The 16167-nt window shown below is 36.2% G+C and carries 17 protein-coding genes; 8 read left to right on the forward strand and 9 right to left on the reverse strand.

Annotated elements, in window-relative coordinates:
- The first annotated feature begins 25 nt into the window (after positions 1-25).
- Complete coding sequence (locus ABH942_RS13540) at positions 26-544, forward strand: hypothetical protein (protein WP_370032833.1); 519 nt, start codon at positions 26-28, stop codon at positions 542-544.
- A 39-nt stretch (positions 545-583) separates the two neighbouring features.
- Here the strand turns inward: ABH942_RS13540 and ABH942_RS13545 are convergent, their stop codons facing one another.
- Genes ABH942_RS13545 through ABH942_RS13555 form a run of 3 tightly spaced genes read right to left on the reverse strand, consistent with a single transcriptional unit; the run spans position 584 to position 3016 of the window.
- Complete coding sequence (locus ABH942_RS13545) at positions 584-1234, reverse strand: HD domain-containing protein (RefSeq protein ID WP_370032835.1); 651 nt, start codon at positions 1232-1234, stop codon at positions 584-586.
- 48 nt (positions 1235-1282) lie between these two features.
- Positions 1283-2278 carry an acyl-ACP desaturase gene (locus tag ABH942_RS13550; protein WP_370032837.1) on the reverse strand — a complete coding sequence of 332 codons (996 nt, stop codon included), beginning with the start codon at positions 2276-2278 and terminating at the stop codon, positions 1283-1285.
- 3 nt (positions 2279-2281) lie between these two features.
- Entirely contained in the window at positions 2282-3016 is a 735-nt protein-coding gene (locus tag ABH942_RS13555) for a lysophospholipid acyltransferase family protein (RefSeq protein ID WP_370032839.1), read from the reverse strand.
- 150 nt (positions 3017-3166) lie between these two features.
- Here ABH942_RS13555 and recA point away from each other — a divergent pair, with 150 nt between their 5' ends.
- From recA to ABH942_RS13575, 4 genes are all read left to right on the forward strand, one after another.
- Positions 3167-4171, forward strand: coding sequence for a recombinase RecA (recA, locus tag ABH942_RS13560; protein WP_139999006.1), 1005 nt, complete (start codon positions 3167-3169; stop codon positions 4169-4171).
- 97 nt (positions 4172-4268) lie between these two features.
- Complete coding sequence (locus ABH942_RS13565) at positions 4269-4697, forward strand: hypothetical protein (protein WP_370032841.1); 429 nt, start codon at positions 4269-4271, stop codon at positions 4695-4697.
- 23 nt (positions 4698-4720) lie between these two features.
- Entirely contained in the window at positions 4721-5266 is a 546-nt protein-coding gene (locus ABH942_RS13570; RefSeq protein ID WP_139999002.1) for an RNA polymerase sigma factor, read from the forward strand.
- Positions 5263-6975, forward strand: coding sequence for a hypothetical protein (locus tag ABH942_RS13575; protein ID WP_370032843.1), 1713 nt, complete (start codon positions 5263-5265; stop codon positions 6973-6975). Before ABH942_RS13570 ends, ABH942_RS13575 begins: the two co-directional genes overlap by 4 nt.
- A 67-nt stretch (positions 6976-7042) precedes the next feature.
- Here the strand turns inward: ABH942_RS13575 and ABH942_RS13580 are convergent, their stop codons facing one another.
- Positions 7043-7801 (reverse strand): lysophospholipid acyltransferase family protein, encoded by a 759-nt coding sequence (locus tag ABH942_RS13580; protein WP_370032845.1) that lies wholly within the window; start codon positions 7799-7801, stop codon positions 7043-7045.
- Positions 7802-7925: 124 nt separating this feature from the next.
- Here ABH942_RS13580 and trpS point away from each other — a divergent pair, with 124 nt between their 5' ends.
- Positions 7926-8900, forward strand: coding sequence for a tryptophan--tRNA ligase (gene trpS / locus ABH942_RS13585; RefSeq protein WP_370032847.1), 975 nt, complete (start codon positions 7926-7928; stop codon positions 8898-8900).
- Positions 8901-8932: 32 nt separating this feature from the next.
- On the opposite strand, the gene dprA is transcribed toward trpS, so the two are convergent.
- On the reverse strand, positions 8933-10033 hold the full coding sequence (gene dprA, locus ABH942_RS13590) for a DNA-processing protein DprA (protein ID WP_370032848.1): 1101 nt from the start codon (positions 10031-10033) through the stop codon (positions 8933-8935).
- 103 nt (positions 10034-10136) lie between these two features.
- Here dprA and ABH942_RS13595 point away from each other — a divergent pair, with 103 nt between their 5' ends.
- Positions 10137-11072: an SPOR domain-containing protein gene (locus ABH942_RS13595; protein ID WP_370032850.1), complete on the forward strand. Its 936-nt coding sequence runs from the start codon at positions 10137-10139 to the stop codon at positions 11070-11072.
- Positions 11073-11179: 107 nt separating this feature from the next.
- Complete coding sequence (locus tag ABH942_RS13600; protein WP_370032852.1) at positions 11180-11692, forward strand: acyl-CoA thioesterase; 513 nt, start codon at positions 11180-11182, stop codon at positions 11690-11692.
- Positions 11693-11723: 31 nt separating this feature from the next.
- Here ABH942_RS13600 and ABH942_RS13605 read toward each other — a convergent pair whose 3' ends face one another.
- From ABH942_RS13605 to ABH942_RS13620, 4 genes are read right to left on the reverse strand one after another with little or no spacing between them, the layout of a single operon-like run.
- Complete coding sequence (locus ABH942_RS13605; protein WP_370032854.1) at positions 11724-12980, reverse strand: murein hydrolase activator EnvC; 1257 nt, start codon at positions 12978-12980, stop codon at positions 11724-11726.
- Between the two features lie 23 nt (positions 12981-13003).
- Positions 13004-13774: a DUF4292 domain-containing protein gene (locus tag ABH942_RS13610; RefSeq protein WP_370032856.1), complete on the reverse strand. Its 771-nt coding sequence runs from the start codon at positions 13772-13774 to the stop codon at positions 13004-13006.
- The gene (locus ABH942_RS13615) at positions 13774-15126 is read right to left on the reverse strand and encodes a tetratricopeptide repeat protein (protein ID WP_370032858.1); all 1353 of its coding nucleotides are present in this window, start codon (positions 15124-15126) and stop codon (positions 13774-13776) included. The genes ABH942_RS13610 and ABH942_RS13615 overlap by 1 nt, the downstream gene beginning before the upstream one ends.
- Before the next feature lie 19 nt (positions 15127-15145).
- Positions 15146-16156, reverse strand: a complete 1011-nt coding sequence (locus tag ABH942_RS13620) for a sugar phosphate nucleotidyltransferase (RefSeq protein WP_370032859.1) — start codon at positions 16154-16156, stop codon at positions 15146-15148.
- Positions 16157-16167 lie beyond the last annotated feature (11 nt).

The following is a 16167-nucleotide window of genomic DNA, read 5'->3' on the forward strand; positions in this document are numbered from 1 at the left end:
AGCTCTGCCATTAAATTATATACTTATGAAAAAAATTATGTTTCTGTTTTTATGTTTTACAGTAATTTTTTCATGTGAGAATGATTCTAAGATTGAAGGAGAAATAAAAAGAGATAGTTACTTTAGAATAACTGAATTCATTATTTCTGAAAACTCAATTGACTTAAACAATGACAACATAATGAACACAAATATGTTCCTTGAATTTTTAAATTATTTCAACAGCACTTATGATTTGCAAATAAAAACAAATAAAAATTCATCACTACTCTCTTTTTATTTACCTAAACAAAATATTTTCTTCGACTATCTATGCTGTCCGAATGGGTATGTTGAATTCTCAAAGAATGGATTTACAATAAATATGAATCGAACACAAACAAGGCTGGAAAATCAAATAATTGACAATGAGAATAAAGTTATTTTATTCTCGAAATTAAATGATTCTAGTTACAAACTTATTTTAGAAAAAAAATATTTTGATTTTAATTCAAACTCTCTTTCTGCTAAGATCTATGAGATAAAATATGATATGATAAATTAACAAATAACCTTTACAAGCAAACTCTAGTTTACTTTTAGTCTATCTCTTTCCTTCACATTCCGCAAAAAACTGCTCGAGGAATTTCTCCATATAGGCATGTCTTTCTTCAGCTATTCGTTTTCCTGACTGGGTATTCATTCTGTCTTTTAGCAACAGTAGTTTTTCGTAAAAATGGTTAATTGTAGGCGAAACGGCACTTTTATATTCTTCCTTGCTCATATTCATATTTGGTGCGATGGTTGGATCATACAACGCCCTGTTTTTAAATCCTCCATAATTAAATGCTCTTGCAATACCAATAGCTCCAATAGCGTCCAAACGGTCTGCATCCTGTACAACGTCTAATTCTGTTGAAGAAAATTTGCGCTCGAAATTGCCGCCCTTAAAAGAAATATTCTCAATGATATTTACTACATGAATAATTGTTTCTTCCGGTACATCCTGAGATTCTAAAAATTCCCAAGCCAATTTAGGTCCGATCGTTTCATCTCCGCCATGAAATTTACTGTCAGCTATGTCGTGCAGCAAGGCTCCTAGAGCTACGATTGTGGTATTGCAGTTTTCATGCTCGGCTATGTTCATGGCATTGTTATACACTCTTTCGATGTGGAACCAATCATGACCGCCTTCGGCATCCTTAAGCTTTTCTTTTACAAAAACAATTGTCTTTTCTATTATTACGTTGTCCATAGTATTGTGAGAAAAAAAATCCTCTCTGTGAAGAAAGGATTTGGTTTATTATCTTAATGTTGCAGGTTCAACCCATTTAAAAATATGTGATTCTGCAGGAATGACCAATCGTTCTGAAATCTTTGCCATTCTTGCCGGAAGTTTCATCAGGTAATCTCTGGCTTTTTCTGCTTCATCTGTCAATCCTGTAATTTTGCTGATATCCCATTTGTCAATCAGCTTTTGCATGATGTCAATATAATCAGTTGCCGTATAGACGCCAATTCTTTGTGCCGAATCTGAAAAAAGTTCAAAAGCCGTACTTATCTTTTCTCCTGATTCTCTTAAAAAATGAGCCGGCATGACTATTTTTTGTTTCATCATGTATTGGAAAGCCAACATCATTTCACTTGGATCTACCTGAAAAATTCTATGTACAAATTCAGAGTATGCATGATGGTGACGCATTTCATCACCTGCTATCAGTTTACACAATTTGGAAAGTTTTTTATCTCCAAACTTTTTGGCTATTTGTGAAACCCTATTGTGCGAAACATAGGTCGCTAATTCCTGAAAGCTGGTATAAACAAAATTTTTATAAGGATCTCTTCCTGTGCCGATATCAAATCCGTCATTAATCAAATGCTGCGTCGTCATTTCAATTTCACGCATATTCACACGTCCGGAAAGGTAAAGGTATTTGTTTAGCAAATCTCCATGACGGTTTTCTTCACCGGTCCAGCTTCTTACCCATTTTGACCAGCCATTGCCGCCTTCATCAATCTGATTCACACCTTCCACATCCATCAACCACGATTCATAAGTTGGAAGTGCTTCTTCAGTAATGGTATCGCCTACTAAAACTACCCAAAAATCATACGGTAGTTCTTTTGCTATTTCTCTTAATTCTTTTACGTCTTCAAAAAAAGTTTCGCTTCGGGAATCGGGCAAAAGGTCAGAAGGCTGCCATATATTCTCCACAGGAATCAAATACTGGTCAACAAATGCATCAATATTTTTCTCTAGAAACTGCATTACTTCTAGACGAATGTTTTTTACAGACATGTTTTAATTTTTTATTCCGTCAACTACTGCTTTTTCTGTCTCTCTCATTAATTCATCAAAAGGAACTTCTGCCACAGCCATTGGCTTATGAGCAGTAAAGGTAAGGCGATTTCCTAAACCTACAGGAAAAAAGCCATATTTAACAATTTTCCAAGAATTGTTTATGGTTATAGGAACTACAACTGCCGAAGGCGAATTTTTGCATAAGATTTTCAATCCTGTCTGTGCAAATTCTTTCGGTTTTCCGTTTTTGCTTCTTGTTCCTTCCGGAAAAATTACAGCAGCTCGTTTGTTCTTTTCAATATATTCTCCCAATCCTTTGATTGCTGGCAGTGCTTGTTTTGGATCTTTCCTGTCGATCAGGACAGAACCTCCGTGTCTTAGATTATACGAAACGCTTGGAATTCCTTTTCCTAATTCTTTCTTGCTTACAAATTTTGGATGGGATTTTCTGAAAAACCAGATTATGGCAATTATATCGTACATACTTTGGTGGTTGGCAACGAAAATTACCGGAACTCCTTTAGGTACCAATTCCCTTCCTTCCACTTTATAGGTTGTACCTAAAAGATGGGTTGACCTGAGCAGGCAAAAGTTCAGATAATCAACACTTTTTTTATGCGCCTGATATCCGAAAAGATTAAAACACAGCCATTGGATGGGATGAAAAATCACCAAAATAAGTCCAAAAATCAGATAATATACAACCGAAATCGGATACGAAATTAGCTTCTCCATAATTATTATAATTCCCCGCAAAAGTACTAATTATATTTTTGTTTATTTTAATTGAAAAACATCAAATTTCTAACAAAAAATAACACTTGCCACGTAGAAAAAAAGAACTATTTTTACGAAAAATAAGTGCCAATTATAAATGGAAGAAAAATGAGTTCAGAGAAAGAAGCCAAATTAAAAGCGTTACAACTAACGCTTGACAAATTAGATAAAACTTACGGAAAAGGAACCGTAATGAAGCTTGGTGATCAGGCAGTTGAAGAGGTAGAAACGATTCCTTCAGGATCTTTAGGATTGGACTTAGCTCTTGGAGTTAACGGATATCCTAAGGGAAGAATTATTGAGATTTATGGTCCTGAATCTTCAGGTAAAACGACCTTGACATTGCATGCTATTGCCGAAGCTCAAAAAGCAGGTGGAATTGCTGCCTTTATTGATGCAGAACATGCTTTTGACAGAAATTATGCAGAAAAGCTAGGCGTTGATATTGAAAACCTGATTATCTCACAACCTGACAATGGTGAGCAGGCTTTAGAAATTGCAGAAAACCTGATCCGTTCAGGTGCTATTGATATTGTTGTAATTGACTCTGTTGCCGCATTAACTCCAAAAAGTGAGATTGAAGGCGAAATGGGTGATTCAAAAATGGGACTTCATGCCCGATTAATGTCGCAGGCATTGAGAAAATTAACCGGAACAATCAGCAAAACGAATTGTACTGTTTTCTTTATCAACCAGCTTCGTGAAAAAATCGGAGTAATGTTTGGAAACCCTGAAACAACAACAGGTGGTAACGCACTTAAATTTTACGCATCAGTTCGATTGGATATCCGTAGATCTTCTCAAATCAAAGAAGGTGAAAACGTAATCGGTAACAGAACGAAAGTCAAAGTTGTGAAGAATAAGGTTGCTCCTCCATTCAAAACAGCAGAATTTGACATCATGTATGGTGAAGGTGTTTCAAAAACAGGAGAAATCCTTGATTTGGCCGTAGAATTTGAAGTCGTGAAAAAGTCAGGTTCCTGGTTTAGCTATGGCGACACCAAGTTAGGACAAGGTAGGGATGCCGTGAAATCCTTGATTAAAGACAATCCTGAGTTAGCGGAAGAATTAGAACTTAAAATCAAAACGCTGATTAAAGAAAATAACGCTTAATTAAAAAACCCGAAAATTTTCGGGTTTTTTTATATCCTGACGCAACCTTTATCCAATACGCACATCTAAACAATAAAGCATAAACAGAATACAAAAAATGAAAAAATTAATTTCAATTTTATTTTTGGCAGTTATTACTATCACAGCATTTAGCTCTTGTGAGCTAAACGATGATAATACTGTTAGTTACCATTTTGAACTGATCCCTACAGAAAGTGCCGTATTTCCTGAAAGTTTTGTATTAGGAAGAACCTATACTATAAAAGTATATTATAAAAGACCTACTAGTTGCCATTTTTTTGAAGGATTTTATTACGAAAAAAATTTAAATGTCAGAACAGTAGCAGTACAGACTGGCGTTATCAATGCTAACAATTGCACTCCTTTGGACGAAGAGCCCGTAGAAGCTACATTTGATTTTATGCCAACAGGCGAAAGCAGCTATATCTTTAAGTTTTATAAAGGAAAAGACCAATCTGGACAAAATCTTTTTATAGAATATGAAATACCAGTAGTTCGACAATAATTTTTAATTTATAAAGAAAAACTTTGAGTTTAGAACAACTCATATACGGTTGCAGAGATCATGATACCAAAGCTCAAGAACAATTATATAAGTTATTATCACCTAAATTGTTCAGTGTCTGCTTGAAGTATTCGCGGAATTATGCCGAAGCCGAAGATAATCTTCAGGACGGATTTCTTATTATTTTCAATAAGATAGGTCAGTTCAATTTTAAAGGATCATTCGAAGGCTGGGCAAAAAGGATAATGGTAAATAATGTCCTGCAGAAGTATAGAGGAAATTCCGTTTTTGAAATCGTCAACGATACTATTCCGGACGAAGCAGAAGTCGAGATTGATGACGAGAATGTGACACTCGAATTTTTGATGAAAATCATACAGGAACTGCCAGACAGATACCGATTGGTTTTTAACCTATATGTAATGGACGGTTATTCGCACAAAGAAATTGCCGAAATGCTTGATATCACAACCGGAACCACAAAATCTAATCTTGCACGCGCAAAAATGATTTTAAAAGAAAAAATAGAAGCCCAGGCTGGAAACGGAAATTATACAGCAGCAAAATGAATGAGAAAAAAAATATAGAACGGCTTTTCCAAGAAAAGTTCAAAGACTTTGAAGCAACGCCTTCTCCCGAAGTCTGGGACAATATCGAGGCTAAGCTCAAAGAAAAGAAAAAGAGAAGAGTTATACCGTTATGGCTTCGACTTTCAGGTATTGCTGCCATATTGCTCATCGGATTCATGATAGGCGACGGAATTATAAATAATCCTATAAAAACTGACACTGATAACGGAGTCGTTAACCAAAACACTCCAGATGTTGACCGATCCAAAGATTTGGCACCTATGCAAAGCCCAATCAAAAGCAATGAGGTCGTTACTGAAAATGAAAATACTGATTTAGAAAAAAACAATCCAACACAACAATATAAAAATTCTGAAAATCCAGAGCAGGACCAACTGAACAAGTCAATTATTTCAGGAAAGAATAAGGCTAAAAACACGGCAATTGCCCGTCAGGATAATTCTGATCAAGAACGCCTGAAAAACACAGCCAATAAACATCTTCCTGTTATTAAAAATCAAAAAACGAAAACAGAATCCGGACTTGCCAGCCAAGATCCTGCTCAACAACATAATGGCCAGGTAACTGCCAAATTAAACAAGCTCGACGAAAAAAACCAGAAGCGTTCTTTTAACGAAAATGCTGTAGCAGATTCAGGAAGCAACGGAAAAAACCAGGAAAAATCAAGTTTAAATCGAGATTCAAACAAAAATTTAATTCCTGAAAATCGAAAAGAAAACGAAAAGCAGCTTGCTATTTCTGAGAAAAAACAAAATGATCTTTTGCAGAAAAATGACAAGCTCAACAACAATACTTCAGAACGCAACAAGCAATCTGATAGTGATAAAAATTCCCGAATTGCTTTTGATACCAAAGCATTCGAGAAGCAAAAGAAAGATTCGGCAGCTGTTGCTACTGCCGGGCCTAATCCGCTGGAAGAATTGCTAAAAGAAAAAGAAAAAAAACAACAAGCGGACACAGAACCTAAAGTAAATAGGTGGCAGATTACGTCAACCGTAGCCCCTATTTATTTTAGCTCTGCTTCCAAAGGTTCTCCAATCGACCAGCAATTCGCAGATAACGGTAAAAGTTACGAGAAAAACATGAGCTATGGGCTTGGTGTCAATTATGCGATAAACAAAAAATGGTCTATTCGTGGAGGAGTTAATAAACTGACTCTGGGCTATAACACCAATAATATCGTCTATTATGCCGGATTATCTAACTTTAGTACCAGTGGAGAAGCACTTTCGCCAAGCACTATAAGGGAAAACAAAAATGCAATCATAATTGTTGAGGACAATACGGCTGCCAATACGGTATCGTTTGACGATGTTCCCGGCAAGAAAGGAGGACATTTAAATCAGACTATGGGTTATGTAGAAGTTCCTGTAGAACTTTCATATAAAATATTGGATGATAAATTTGGGATATCATTAATTGGCGGTATGAGTACGCTTTTCCTAAATGAAAACAGCCTTTCGGTAGTATCTCCAGGAATGTCAACCTCTATTGGAAAAGCGACGAATTTAAATGACGTTTCTTTTACCTCTAATATTGGAATAGGATTCAAATACAAATTTTGGAAATCATTTGAAGCAAATGTTGAACCAAAATTAAAATACCAAATTAATACGTTTAGTGAAAATGCTGGAGGATTTAAACCTTATTTTATAGGCTTATATTCTGGAGTCAGCTTTAACTTTTAGATAGTTGGTTTTATAGTTTAGTTAGGTTCGTCATTAAATACGTTAATGACAGAAAAAAGCGTCTTGGTTAGGCGCTTTTTTTGTTGTTGAATTTCAAGAGCTGTTTGTAGATAATATCCCTGATCTGTTCTTTAATTTCTTTGATTTCCTTTTTGTCTATGTTGTGACCTTTCGTCTCCACAAAATGATGGATTTTAGCTCGCATGATTCCCGGGCTTCCGCTTAAAAAAGTATACGAAAATCGCTTTTTATTATCTGGAAAAGTCATAGGAACTATCGGGATTTGATGCTCCAATGCCAGACGAAAAGCCCCGTCTTTGAATTCATCCAAAAGAACCGACTCATCGTCCGGAACACCGCCTTCGGGGAAAATACAAATACTAAGACCTTGTGCCAATCGTTTTTGGGCTCTATTAAAAACCTCCATCCTACTTTTGGAACTGCTTCTGTCAACCAAAATACAGGTTCTCTTGTAAAAAAATCCAAATAAAGGAATCTTAACCAATTCTTTCTTCCCGACAAAAACAAACGGATTGCGTACCAAAGCAAGCATCAGCATAATATCGATCATTGAAGTATGGTTTGATACTAACATATAGCTTTTCCCTGCTTCCAATTCTTGTTCCCGTTCAACTTTGTAATGAAAGCCCATGCCAAAAAGGATTATTTTCGCCCAGATTCTCGCCATAACAAAAAAATAGGGATACCATTTTTCTTTTAAGATGGAAATGAATAAAAACGGAAACATGATAATAATAGGAAGTCCCATCAGAAAATAGAACCAAATCCGCCAAAGAACCCAAAAAATTACTTTAAAAATACGCATGCAGGTGTGTATCAAAAATTATTCGTGAAGACAAAACCTGGTTTTCAAATTTTGTCTCCCAAATGTAAGAATTCAAACCTTACAATTCTGCCAAAACATTTACCTTTGCAAAAATTAAGTTATTATGTCAAAAATACTCACAGGAATTCAAAGTACTGGAACGCCGCATTTAGGAAATTTGCTAGGGGCGCTTCTTCCGGCCATTGAATTATCAAACAAGCCGGAAAACGAAACTTTTCTTTTCATTGCCGACCTGCATTCAGTAACGCAGATTAAAAATGGAGAAACATTACGTCAGAACACGTACAGTACTGCTGCAACGTGGCTTGCCTGTGGAGTTGATGTAAACAGAGTTACTTTTTATCGCCAGTCTGATGTTCCTCAAACAACAGAACTTTCCTGGTATTTGAGCTGCTTTTTTCCGTACCAACGACTCACTTTAGCCCATTCTTTTAAAGATAAGGCGGACCGATTGGATGATGTTAATGCTGGCTTATTCACTTACCCGATGCTTATGGCTGCTGATATTCTTTTATACGATGCAGAATTTGTTCCGGTAGGAAAAGACCAGTTGCAGCATATTGAGATTACACGTGATGTTGCTTCCCGCTTTAACCATCAGATGGGAGAAACTTTTGTGCTTCCCGATTCGTATCTTCAGGAAGAAACAAAATACGTTCCGGGAACAAATGGCGGAAAAATGAGCAAATCGGCAAACAATATCATCAACATTTTTTTAGATGATAAATCGTTGCGCAAACAGGTCATGTCTATTGAAACCGATAGCACACCTTTAGAAGATCCGAAGGATACAGAAACTTGTAAAATTTTCGCTATTTATAAGTTGATAGCTAATGAAGAGCAGTTGGCTGTCATGACCGAAAAATATAAAAACGTAAATCGTGATTTTGGCTGGGGCCACGCCAAGCAAGCCCTGTTCGAACTTATTTTAGAAAGATTTAAAGTAGAAAGAGAAAAATACAACTACTACATGAGCAATCTGGAAGAAATCGACAAAGCCTTACTACAAGGAGCTGAAAAGGCAAGAATTGTTGCCAACGGTGTTCTGAAAAGAGTCAGACAAAAATTAGGATACTAATATCAAAGCCCTGTATTGTCAGGGCTTTATTTTTAAATAATTTCAAACAATTTGCCAGGCAACGGGCGGACAACTCCTTTTAATTCCATATTTAATAAAAGGGAAGATATTTTGTGAATTGGGAAATTGCATTCCAAGGCAATAACATCCATCAATTCCTTTTCTTTTGCCTGTAGATAATTATAAACCGTCTGTTCTTCTGAATCCAATTCTACAAACAATCGCTTCTGTACGCTTGTTTTTGGTGTCTCTAAATCCCAATTGAGCATATAAACCAAATCTGCTGCCGAGGTTAGCAGTTGTGCTTTTTGCCATTTGATCAGGTTATTACATCCCTGGCTGTATTTATCGGATGCTTTGCCAGGAAAAGCAAAAACATCCCGATTGTAATCATTGGCCATATTGGCTGTAATCAGAGAGCCTCCTTTTTCTGCCGATTCAATAACGATTGTTGCTTCGGAAATTCCGGCAACAATGCGATTTCTACGAATAAAATTCTCTCTGTCAGGATTGGAAGAACTCCAAAAGTCTGTCATAAAACCGCCATTTTCCTGCATCGTGGCTACATACTTTTTATGAGCTTTCGGATAAATCTGGTTTAGTCCGTGGGCTACAACTCCAATAGTCTGCAAGTTGTGTTCCATTGCCGCCTGATGTGCGATAATATCTATCCCATAAGCAAAGCCGCTAACTATTATGGGATTTAGCGGTGCCAGGTCAGAAATCAGCTTCCTGCAACATTCTACACCATACGGAGTAGCCTGTCTGGTTCCGACTATACTTATAATCTTTCGGTTTTTGAAATTGAAATTTCCCGAAGCAAATAATACGACGGGAGCATCAATGCAATGCTTGAGCTTTTCCGGATAATTTTCATCTTGGTAAAAAAGCACATCAATACTATTTGACTGGATGAAGTCAAGTTCTTTTTCAGCCTTTTTAAAAACTGATTGGTCTTTTAGATTCCGAATCAAAATACTCCCGATTCCTTCGATACTTTCTAGTTTTGAAGGTTTGGATTGAAAGATTTCTTTGGCGCTTCCAAAGTGCACGAGAAGTTTTTTGGCAGTGATGTCACCCACTGATTCTACTTTTTGTAAGGCTAGTAAATAAAATAATTCTTCAGGGTTCATGGCAAATAATTGAGTCTCAAAGATAAAGACATTTCGTTTAGATTGTTAATAAAATTTGTTGATAAAATTTTGACCTGACCAATGAATAAGTAACTTTGTTTCTATGAAGATTGAATTTTACATATCCCAACTTTTATATAGATACCAGTGTGTTGCAGTTCCTGGCTTTGGCGCATTCCTTACAGAAATTCAGCCTGCTAGGCTTAATGAAAGTACTATGGTATTTTATCCTCCAAGAAAAGTGGTTTCTTTTAATTTTCATTTAAAGAATAATGACGGATTGCTGGCAAACCATATTTCGCAGGCTGAAAAAATATCCTATGAAAATGCGGTAACCTCTATTGAAACGGCTGTTTCAGAATGGAAATTAGCGTTGCAGCTGCAGAAGTCGCTTGTGTTGAAAAACATTGGCCAGCTATCTTTAAACTCAGAAAACAATATTGTTTTTGAGCCTGCTGATAGTTTAAATTATCTTACAAGTTCTTTTGGATTGAGTACGTATGTTGCTCCAAAAATCCAAAGAGAAGTGTATAAGGAAGAAGTAGAAGCTCTTGAAGAAAAAGCGCCGATACTCTTTACTCCGGAACGAAGAAACAGCAGGCCTTATCTTAAATATGCGGCCATTTTTGTGCTTGGTCTTGGAGCAGCAGGTTTCTTTGGAAACAGCTATTACCAGAAACAGATTAATTCTGAAAATCTGATCGTACAACAAACGGTTCAGAAAAAAGTAGAGGACAAAATACAGGAAGCTACTTTCTTTATCGAAAGTCCACTTCCTGCCGTAAAACTCAACATTAAAGAAGAAAAGTTAGCCTATCATATTGTTGCCGGTGCTTTTAGAAATGAAGAAAATGCACAAAAAATATTCGAGAAGCTGAGTGCTAAAGGATATAAGGCAAGAAAGATCGCAAAAAACAAACATGGCCTTCACCCTGTGCTTTATGGAAGTTTTTCAAACTATGCAGAAGCCCAAAAAGCGATGTCCAAAATTCAAAAAACAGAAAATCCGGAAGCATGGCTTCTGATTCAAGAATTATAAATCCAAATCCCGATTCGTTCGGGATTTTTTGTTTTTTGTTCGAAAAAAAATTATTACTGCCTGATTATCGGATTTAACCGCTATCTGTTACCTTTGCAAAAAAAACAATGCAAGCGAAAACTCCTTCTGAATCTTTAGCAATCCTAACTGATTTGGTTTTGCCAGGCGAAACTAATCCTTTAAACAATCTTTTTGGTGGCGAATTGCTGGCACGCATGGATAGAGCGGCAAGTATTGCAGCAAGAAGACATTCCAGACGAATTACTGTTACGGCTTCTGTAAACCACGTGGCGTTTAACCGTGCTATTCCTTTGGGTAGTGTAGTAACTATTGAAGCTAAAGTTTCAAGGACTTTTAAAACGTCGATGGAGATTTATATTGATGTATGGATCGAAGACCGTGAATCAGGTATAAAAAACAAAGCAAACGAAGCCATTTATACTTTTGTTGCTGTTGATGAAACCGGACGTCCGGTAGAAGTTCCTGCCATACTTCCGGAAACCGAACTGGAAAAACAACGCTATGATGCGGCATTAAGACGAAAACAGCTTAGCCTTGTTCTAGCCGGAAAAATGAAACCAAATGAAGCTACAGAACTGAAAGCATTATTTATAGAATAAAAAAAGGAACCTCTTAGGTTCCTTTTTTTATTTACATATTAGTCAGCCAGGCTTGCGGATTTAATGTCGTTGAGTTTTGCATGATTACAAACTTCAATGCTGTTTTGCCTGCCGCATTGGTGGTTACTTTTCCTATGTTTTGCAAAGCTGTTACCTTATTTCCTTTGGAAACGCTTACGGAGCTTAGGTTTTGATATACTGTATAGAAATCTCCATGCTGGACAAACACCACCATGTTATTTGGAGAAATAAGCTGTACTCTTGTTACTTCGCCTGCAAAAACAGATCGTACAGAAGTGCCCGAATCGGTCGTGATTTCAACACCGCTACTATGGACAATAAGCGATTTTTGTAATGGGTGCGGTTGGTCACCATATCTCAGGGATATAAAACCTTTAGCAACCGGCCATGATAGTTTTCCTTTATTTGCCTTGAAATTATCTGAAATGATTTTTCCTTCTGGAGTCAGGACAATTTTTGAGGAATTCTCAATAGCTTTTGTTTCTGCAACTGTTGTTTTTGGGTTTGCTTTTTTGTTTGCCGCTGCTGTTTTTCTGTTAGCCTCAGCAATTGCTTCACGAATTAATTTATCAATCTTACGGTCTATTTCACGTGTTTCCTGTTGTTTTTTCTTGATTTCGGCAGTATATTTTTTGACGTCTTTTTTAATCGACTTCATTATTTTTTCCTGCTCTTCCTTATCTTTTTCCAGATTCTGCTTTTCCTTTTCATTTTCGACGATCAGCTTCTGTTTTTCTTTTTTCTGTACGTTTAGCTTTTCATTATAGACTGCCAACTGATCTGATTTTACCTTAATTTCTTCTCCCTGGTTTTTTCTATAATTGGAATACTGCTTCATGTATTGCGCCCTTTTATAGGCCTGAAGAAAGTTTTTAGAAGAAAGCAAAAACATAGCCCTGCTCTGTTCCGAACGGCTCTTATAAGACTTGACAATCATTTTGGCATAATCTTTTTTAAGCTCATCAAGATCTTTTTTAAGGCCATTGATTTTTATCTGATTTGTATAAATATCATCACTCAATAACTTGGCTTGCTTTTCGGTTGTAGCAATAAGCTTTTCCTGCAGCTTAATTTTTGCTGTCTGTTGATTAATCTGTGTTACAACAGATTTTTCTTTTTTCTTTTCTGACTGTAACGCATTTTCAGCTTCTCTGATCTCTTTTTGAAGCTGTGCCTTACGTTCTTCCAATTTTCTCTGCATGTCATTTTGTCCCCAAACTATTGTAGTGGCCAGCAGCAGAAAAAGAGTGAAAATGTTTTTTGACATAATTTGGATATGTTTGTGCAAATCTAATCAATATATATTCTATCGTAGCCTTTAGGAACACTGTATGGAAATGTCAGGTTCTCATTAAACGAAGCAGAATTATAATCAATGTTGATATTGATCTTTTTGCCATTCTGGACGGCGTCAATTATAATTTGTGATGGCAGTACGGTTTCCGGATATTCTTTATGCCCTGGATAGGAAATCTCCAATTTCCTGTCTTCTTTTGCCTGCGAAACTTCCTGTTTTTTAATCAGGTAATTTGCTGCTTCAAAATAAAAAGCTTTTTGCGTATTTTTATTTGAGGCATCTTCTAATCTATACTGACTTTCATCAATTGTTGTTGTATATTTTCCTTTAGTCAAGTCGTCCATAGCTTCGCCAATAAGCATATTTTGTACTTTTTGGAAATCCAAATCGGTTCCCAGCCATTTGCTCAGCGTAGAATAATCGCCTTCAAAAAAAGTGTTTCCCATTTTTTCATAGTATTTTACTTCTTGAGGCGTAATTAATGCTTTGGCCATCGTAATTCCTAAAACGCGGACACTGACTAAAATCTGCTCATCTTTCTTGATTCTGATTTCAGCAGAAACGCCCTGGGACATACGATTATCTTTATACTTTGCACTGGACTTGATATAGACCGTCGAAAAATCTCTCTTGAGCTTATAATGGCTTTCTATTACTTTTGAAGAGGCAACCATTTCACTGGCGGTTCCTTCTGCAATCACTGCTTTCTTGGCGTTACACGAAAGCAAAAGAACTCCAAAAGTTATGATAATATATCTTTTCATTATTTTTTCTGTTTTAATAACTGGTCAGCTTTCTGGAAATAATATTCCTTTTTCTTTGCATCTCCCAATCCATTGAAAGCTTCTCCTAACTGGATATTAAAGTTAATTTCCAAATTCCTGTTATCAACGATATAATCCATACCCATTTCTAAAAAGTCTTTGGCTTTTTTATAATTTTTAATCTGGTTGTTTGCCAATCCGGAGTAATAATAAAAATCCGGTTGCATTGGAAAGAAATCAATTAGTTCAGAAGCCTTTTTTGCCAATACATCAAATTGCTTGTTTTCTGTATAGGCTTGTAATAAAAAGATATTTGATTCTACTTCCTGTGGATTATTCTTAGAATAGATTTCCAGATAATGGATGGCCCGTTCCCAATTTTTCCTTGCATAAAAAATCCTGCCTACGTCTTTGGTCAAAGTAGCCTGATCTTCATTGCTAAAATAACCCACTGCCTTATCTAAATCGGTATTGAATTGAGGGTTGTTTTTTACAAAAACCAAAAATTCTTTCAGTATTTTGCGTTTTACTTCATCTTCAATCTTCTTGCTTTCCAATACCTTATTCATAGCTATCACTGCTTTTCCTCCATCGTTATTATTGAGATGGAATTTGAACAGTCCTACCTGGGCAAATTCAGAATCGGGGATTTCTTTTTCAAGTTTTTTTGCAATTTCATAGGCTTTTTCTTCCTGATTGCTTTCAGAGTACAGGTATATCAGCGCAATGTATTTTGATTCGTCTTTTGGATTTTTTTTGATGGCTTCCAAAAGCTGGTCTTTTTCTCCGATACGGTATTTTGAATCTTTCAGGATTTGCTGCTTATAGGCATTTCTCTGTGGAGTTTCACCCACTGTATCCTCCAAGTCTTTTATAAGTGCCAAAGCCTTATCATATTGGTCTGTATACATATAAAGCGACGTAAGGTCTTCTTTATATTTCATATCCATTCCAACTAATTTATTGACAACAACTATGGCCTGGGCATAATCTTTTGTCTGGTAACAAACATCGTACATCCCAACATAGAACCATTTATTCTTTGGGTCTATCAATGAAGCCTGTGAAAAAGATTCATATGCTTTTTTATAATCTTTTAAGCTCAGGTAATTTTTACCTAATTCATAATAGACTACTGCATTTTGAGGTTGCATTTTAAGGCATTTTTCCAAAGCGGCAATAGCTTTGTCATAATTTTCAATGCCTTTCTGCTTGAGCGATTCATAAAAATTATCTTGAAAAGCATCTTCTGCCAAAGCAATATCATCTGGCTCTGTCTGGGCAAAAACTTTAGCCGGAACGCATAACATTCCGAAGAAGAAAAGCTGTAAAAGATATTTTTTAATTTTCATATTGGTTTTCCATCAAAATTTATTCCAAAACAGAATAATCGCCTATGCTTATACTGGTAAAATTCCCGTCAAAACTGGCATGATTTCCAATCATGGCATTATCCAAATTGGCATTTTTTATATGCGAATGGGTTTGTACCAAACTGTTTTTTATAGTACTGTTGATTACGTGAGTTCCTCTGCCTAAAGACACGTTTGGTCCTACTGTTGCGTTGATCAAGATTACATCTTTGCCAATATAACACGGCGGAATAATCGTTGAGTTTTCTGTTTTGACATCGTAATCAATCAAATGCTCGCCGTCATTATGCAAAAAGCCTAACATTCTGGAGTTTGTTTCTACAGTAACATTTTTGTTTCCACAATCCATCCATTCGTCAACTTTTCCAGGAACGAACTTCAGTCCTTTCTCTTTCATATTTTCCAAACCGTCAGTCAGTTGATATTCTCCTCCTTTTACAACATTATTATCCAATAAATATTGCAATTCATTTCTTAAAGTTTCTCCTGACTTAAAGTAATAGATACCTATAATCGCCAAATCAGAAACGAACTCTTTTGGTTTTTCTACAAAATCAACAATTTGATTTTGCCCATTTAGCTGTACAACACCAAAAGCACTCGGATCGTCAACTTGTTTTACCCAGATCACACTATCAGCTTCGGTATCCAATGTAAAATCGGCACGGAAAAGCGTATCTGCATAGGCTACAACTATAGGTCCGGTCATTGATTCTTTAGCGCTCATGATCGCATGGGCTGTTCCTAAAGGCTGTTCCTGATAATAAATAGTACCTCTGGCTCCTAGCTTTTCTGCTATTTCAATTAGCTCGACTTCAACCTGTTTTCCAAAATCTCTGTGGATAATAAAAGCTATTTCTTCTATTTCCTGATTGATTACGCCTGCAATATCTTCAACCAGTCTATGCACGATAGGTTTTCCGGCTATTGGAATCAATGGTTTTGGAACTGTCAATGTATGTGGTCTTAAGCGTGAGCCTCTTCCGGCCATTGGAACTATGATCTTCATATAGTTTTCGT

The sequence above is a fragment of the Flavobacterium sp. 28YEA47A genome (assembly GCF_041262125.1).
In the GTDB taxonomy this organism is placed as follows: Bacteria; Bacteroidota; Bacteroidia; order Flavobacteriales; family Flavobacteriaceae; genus Flavobacterium.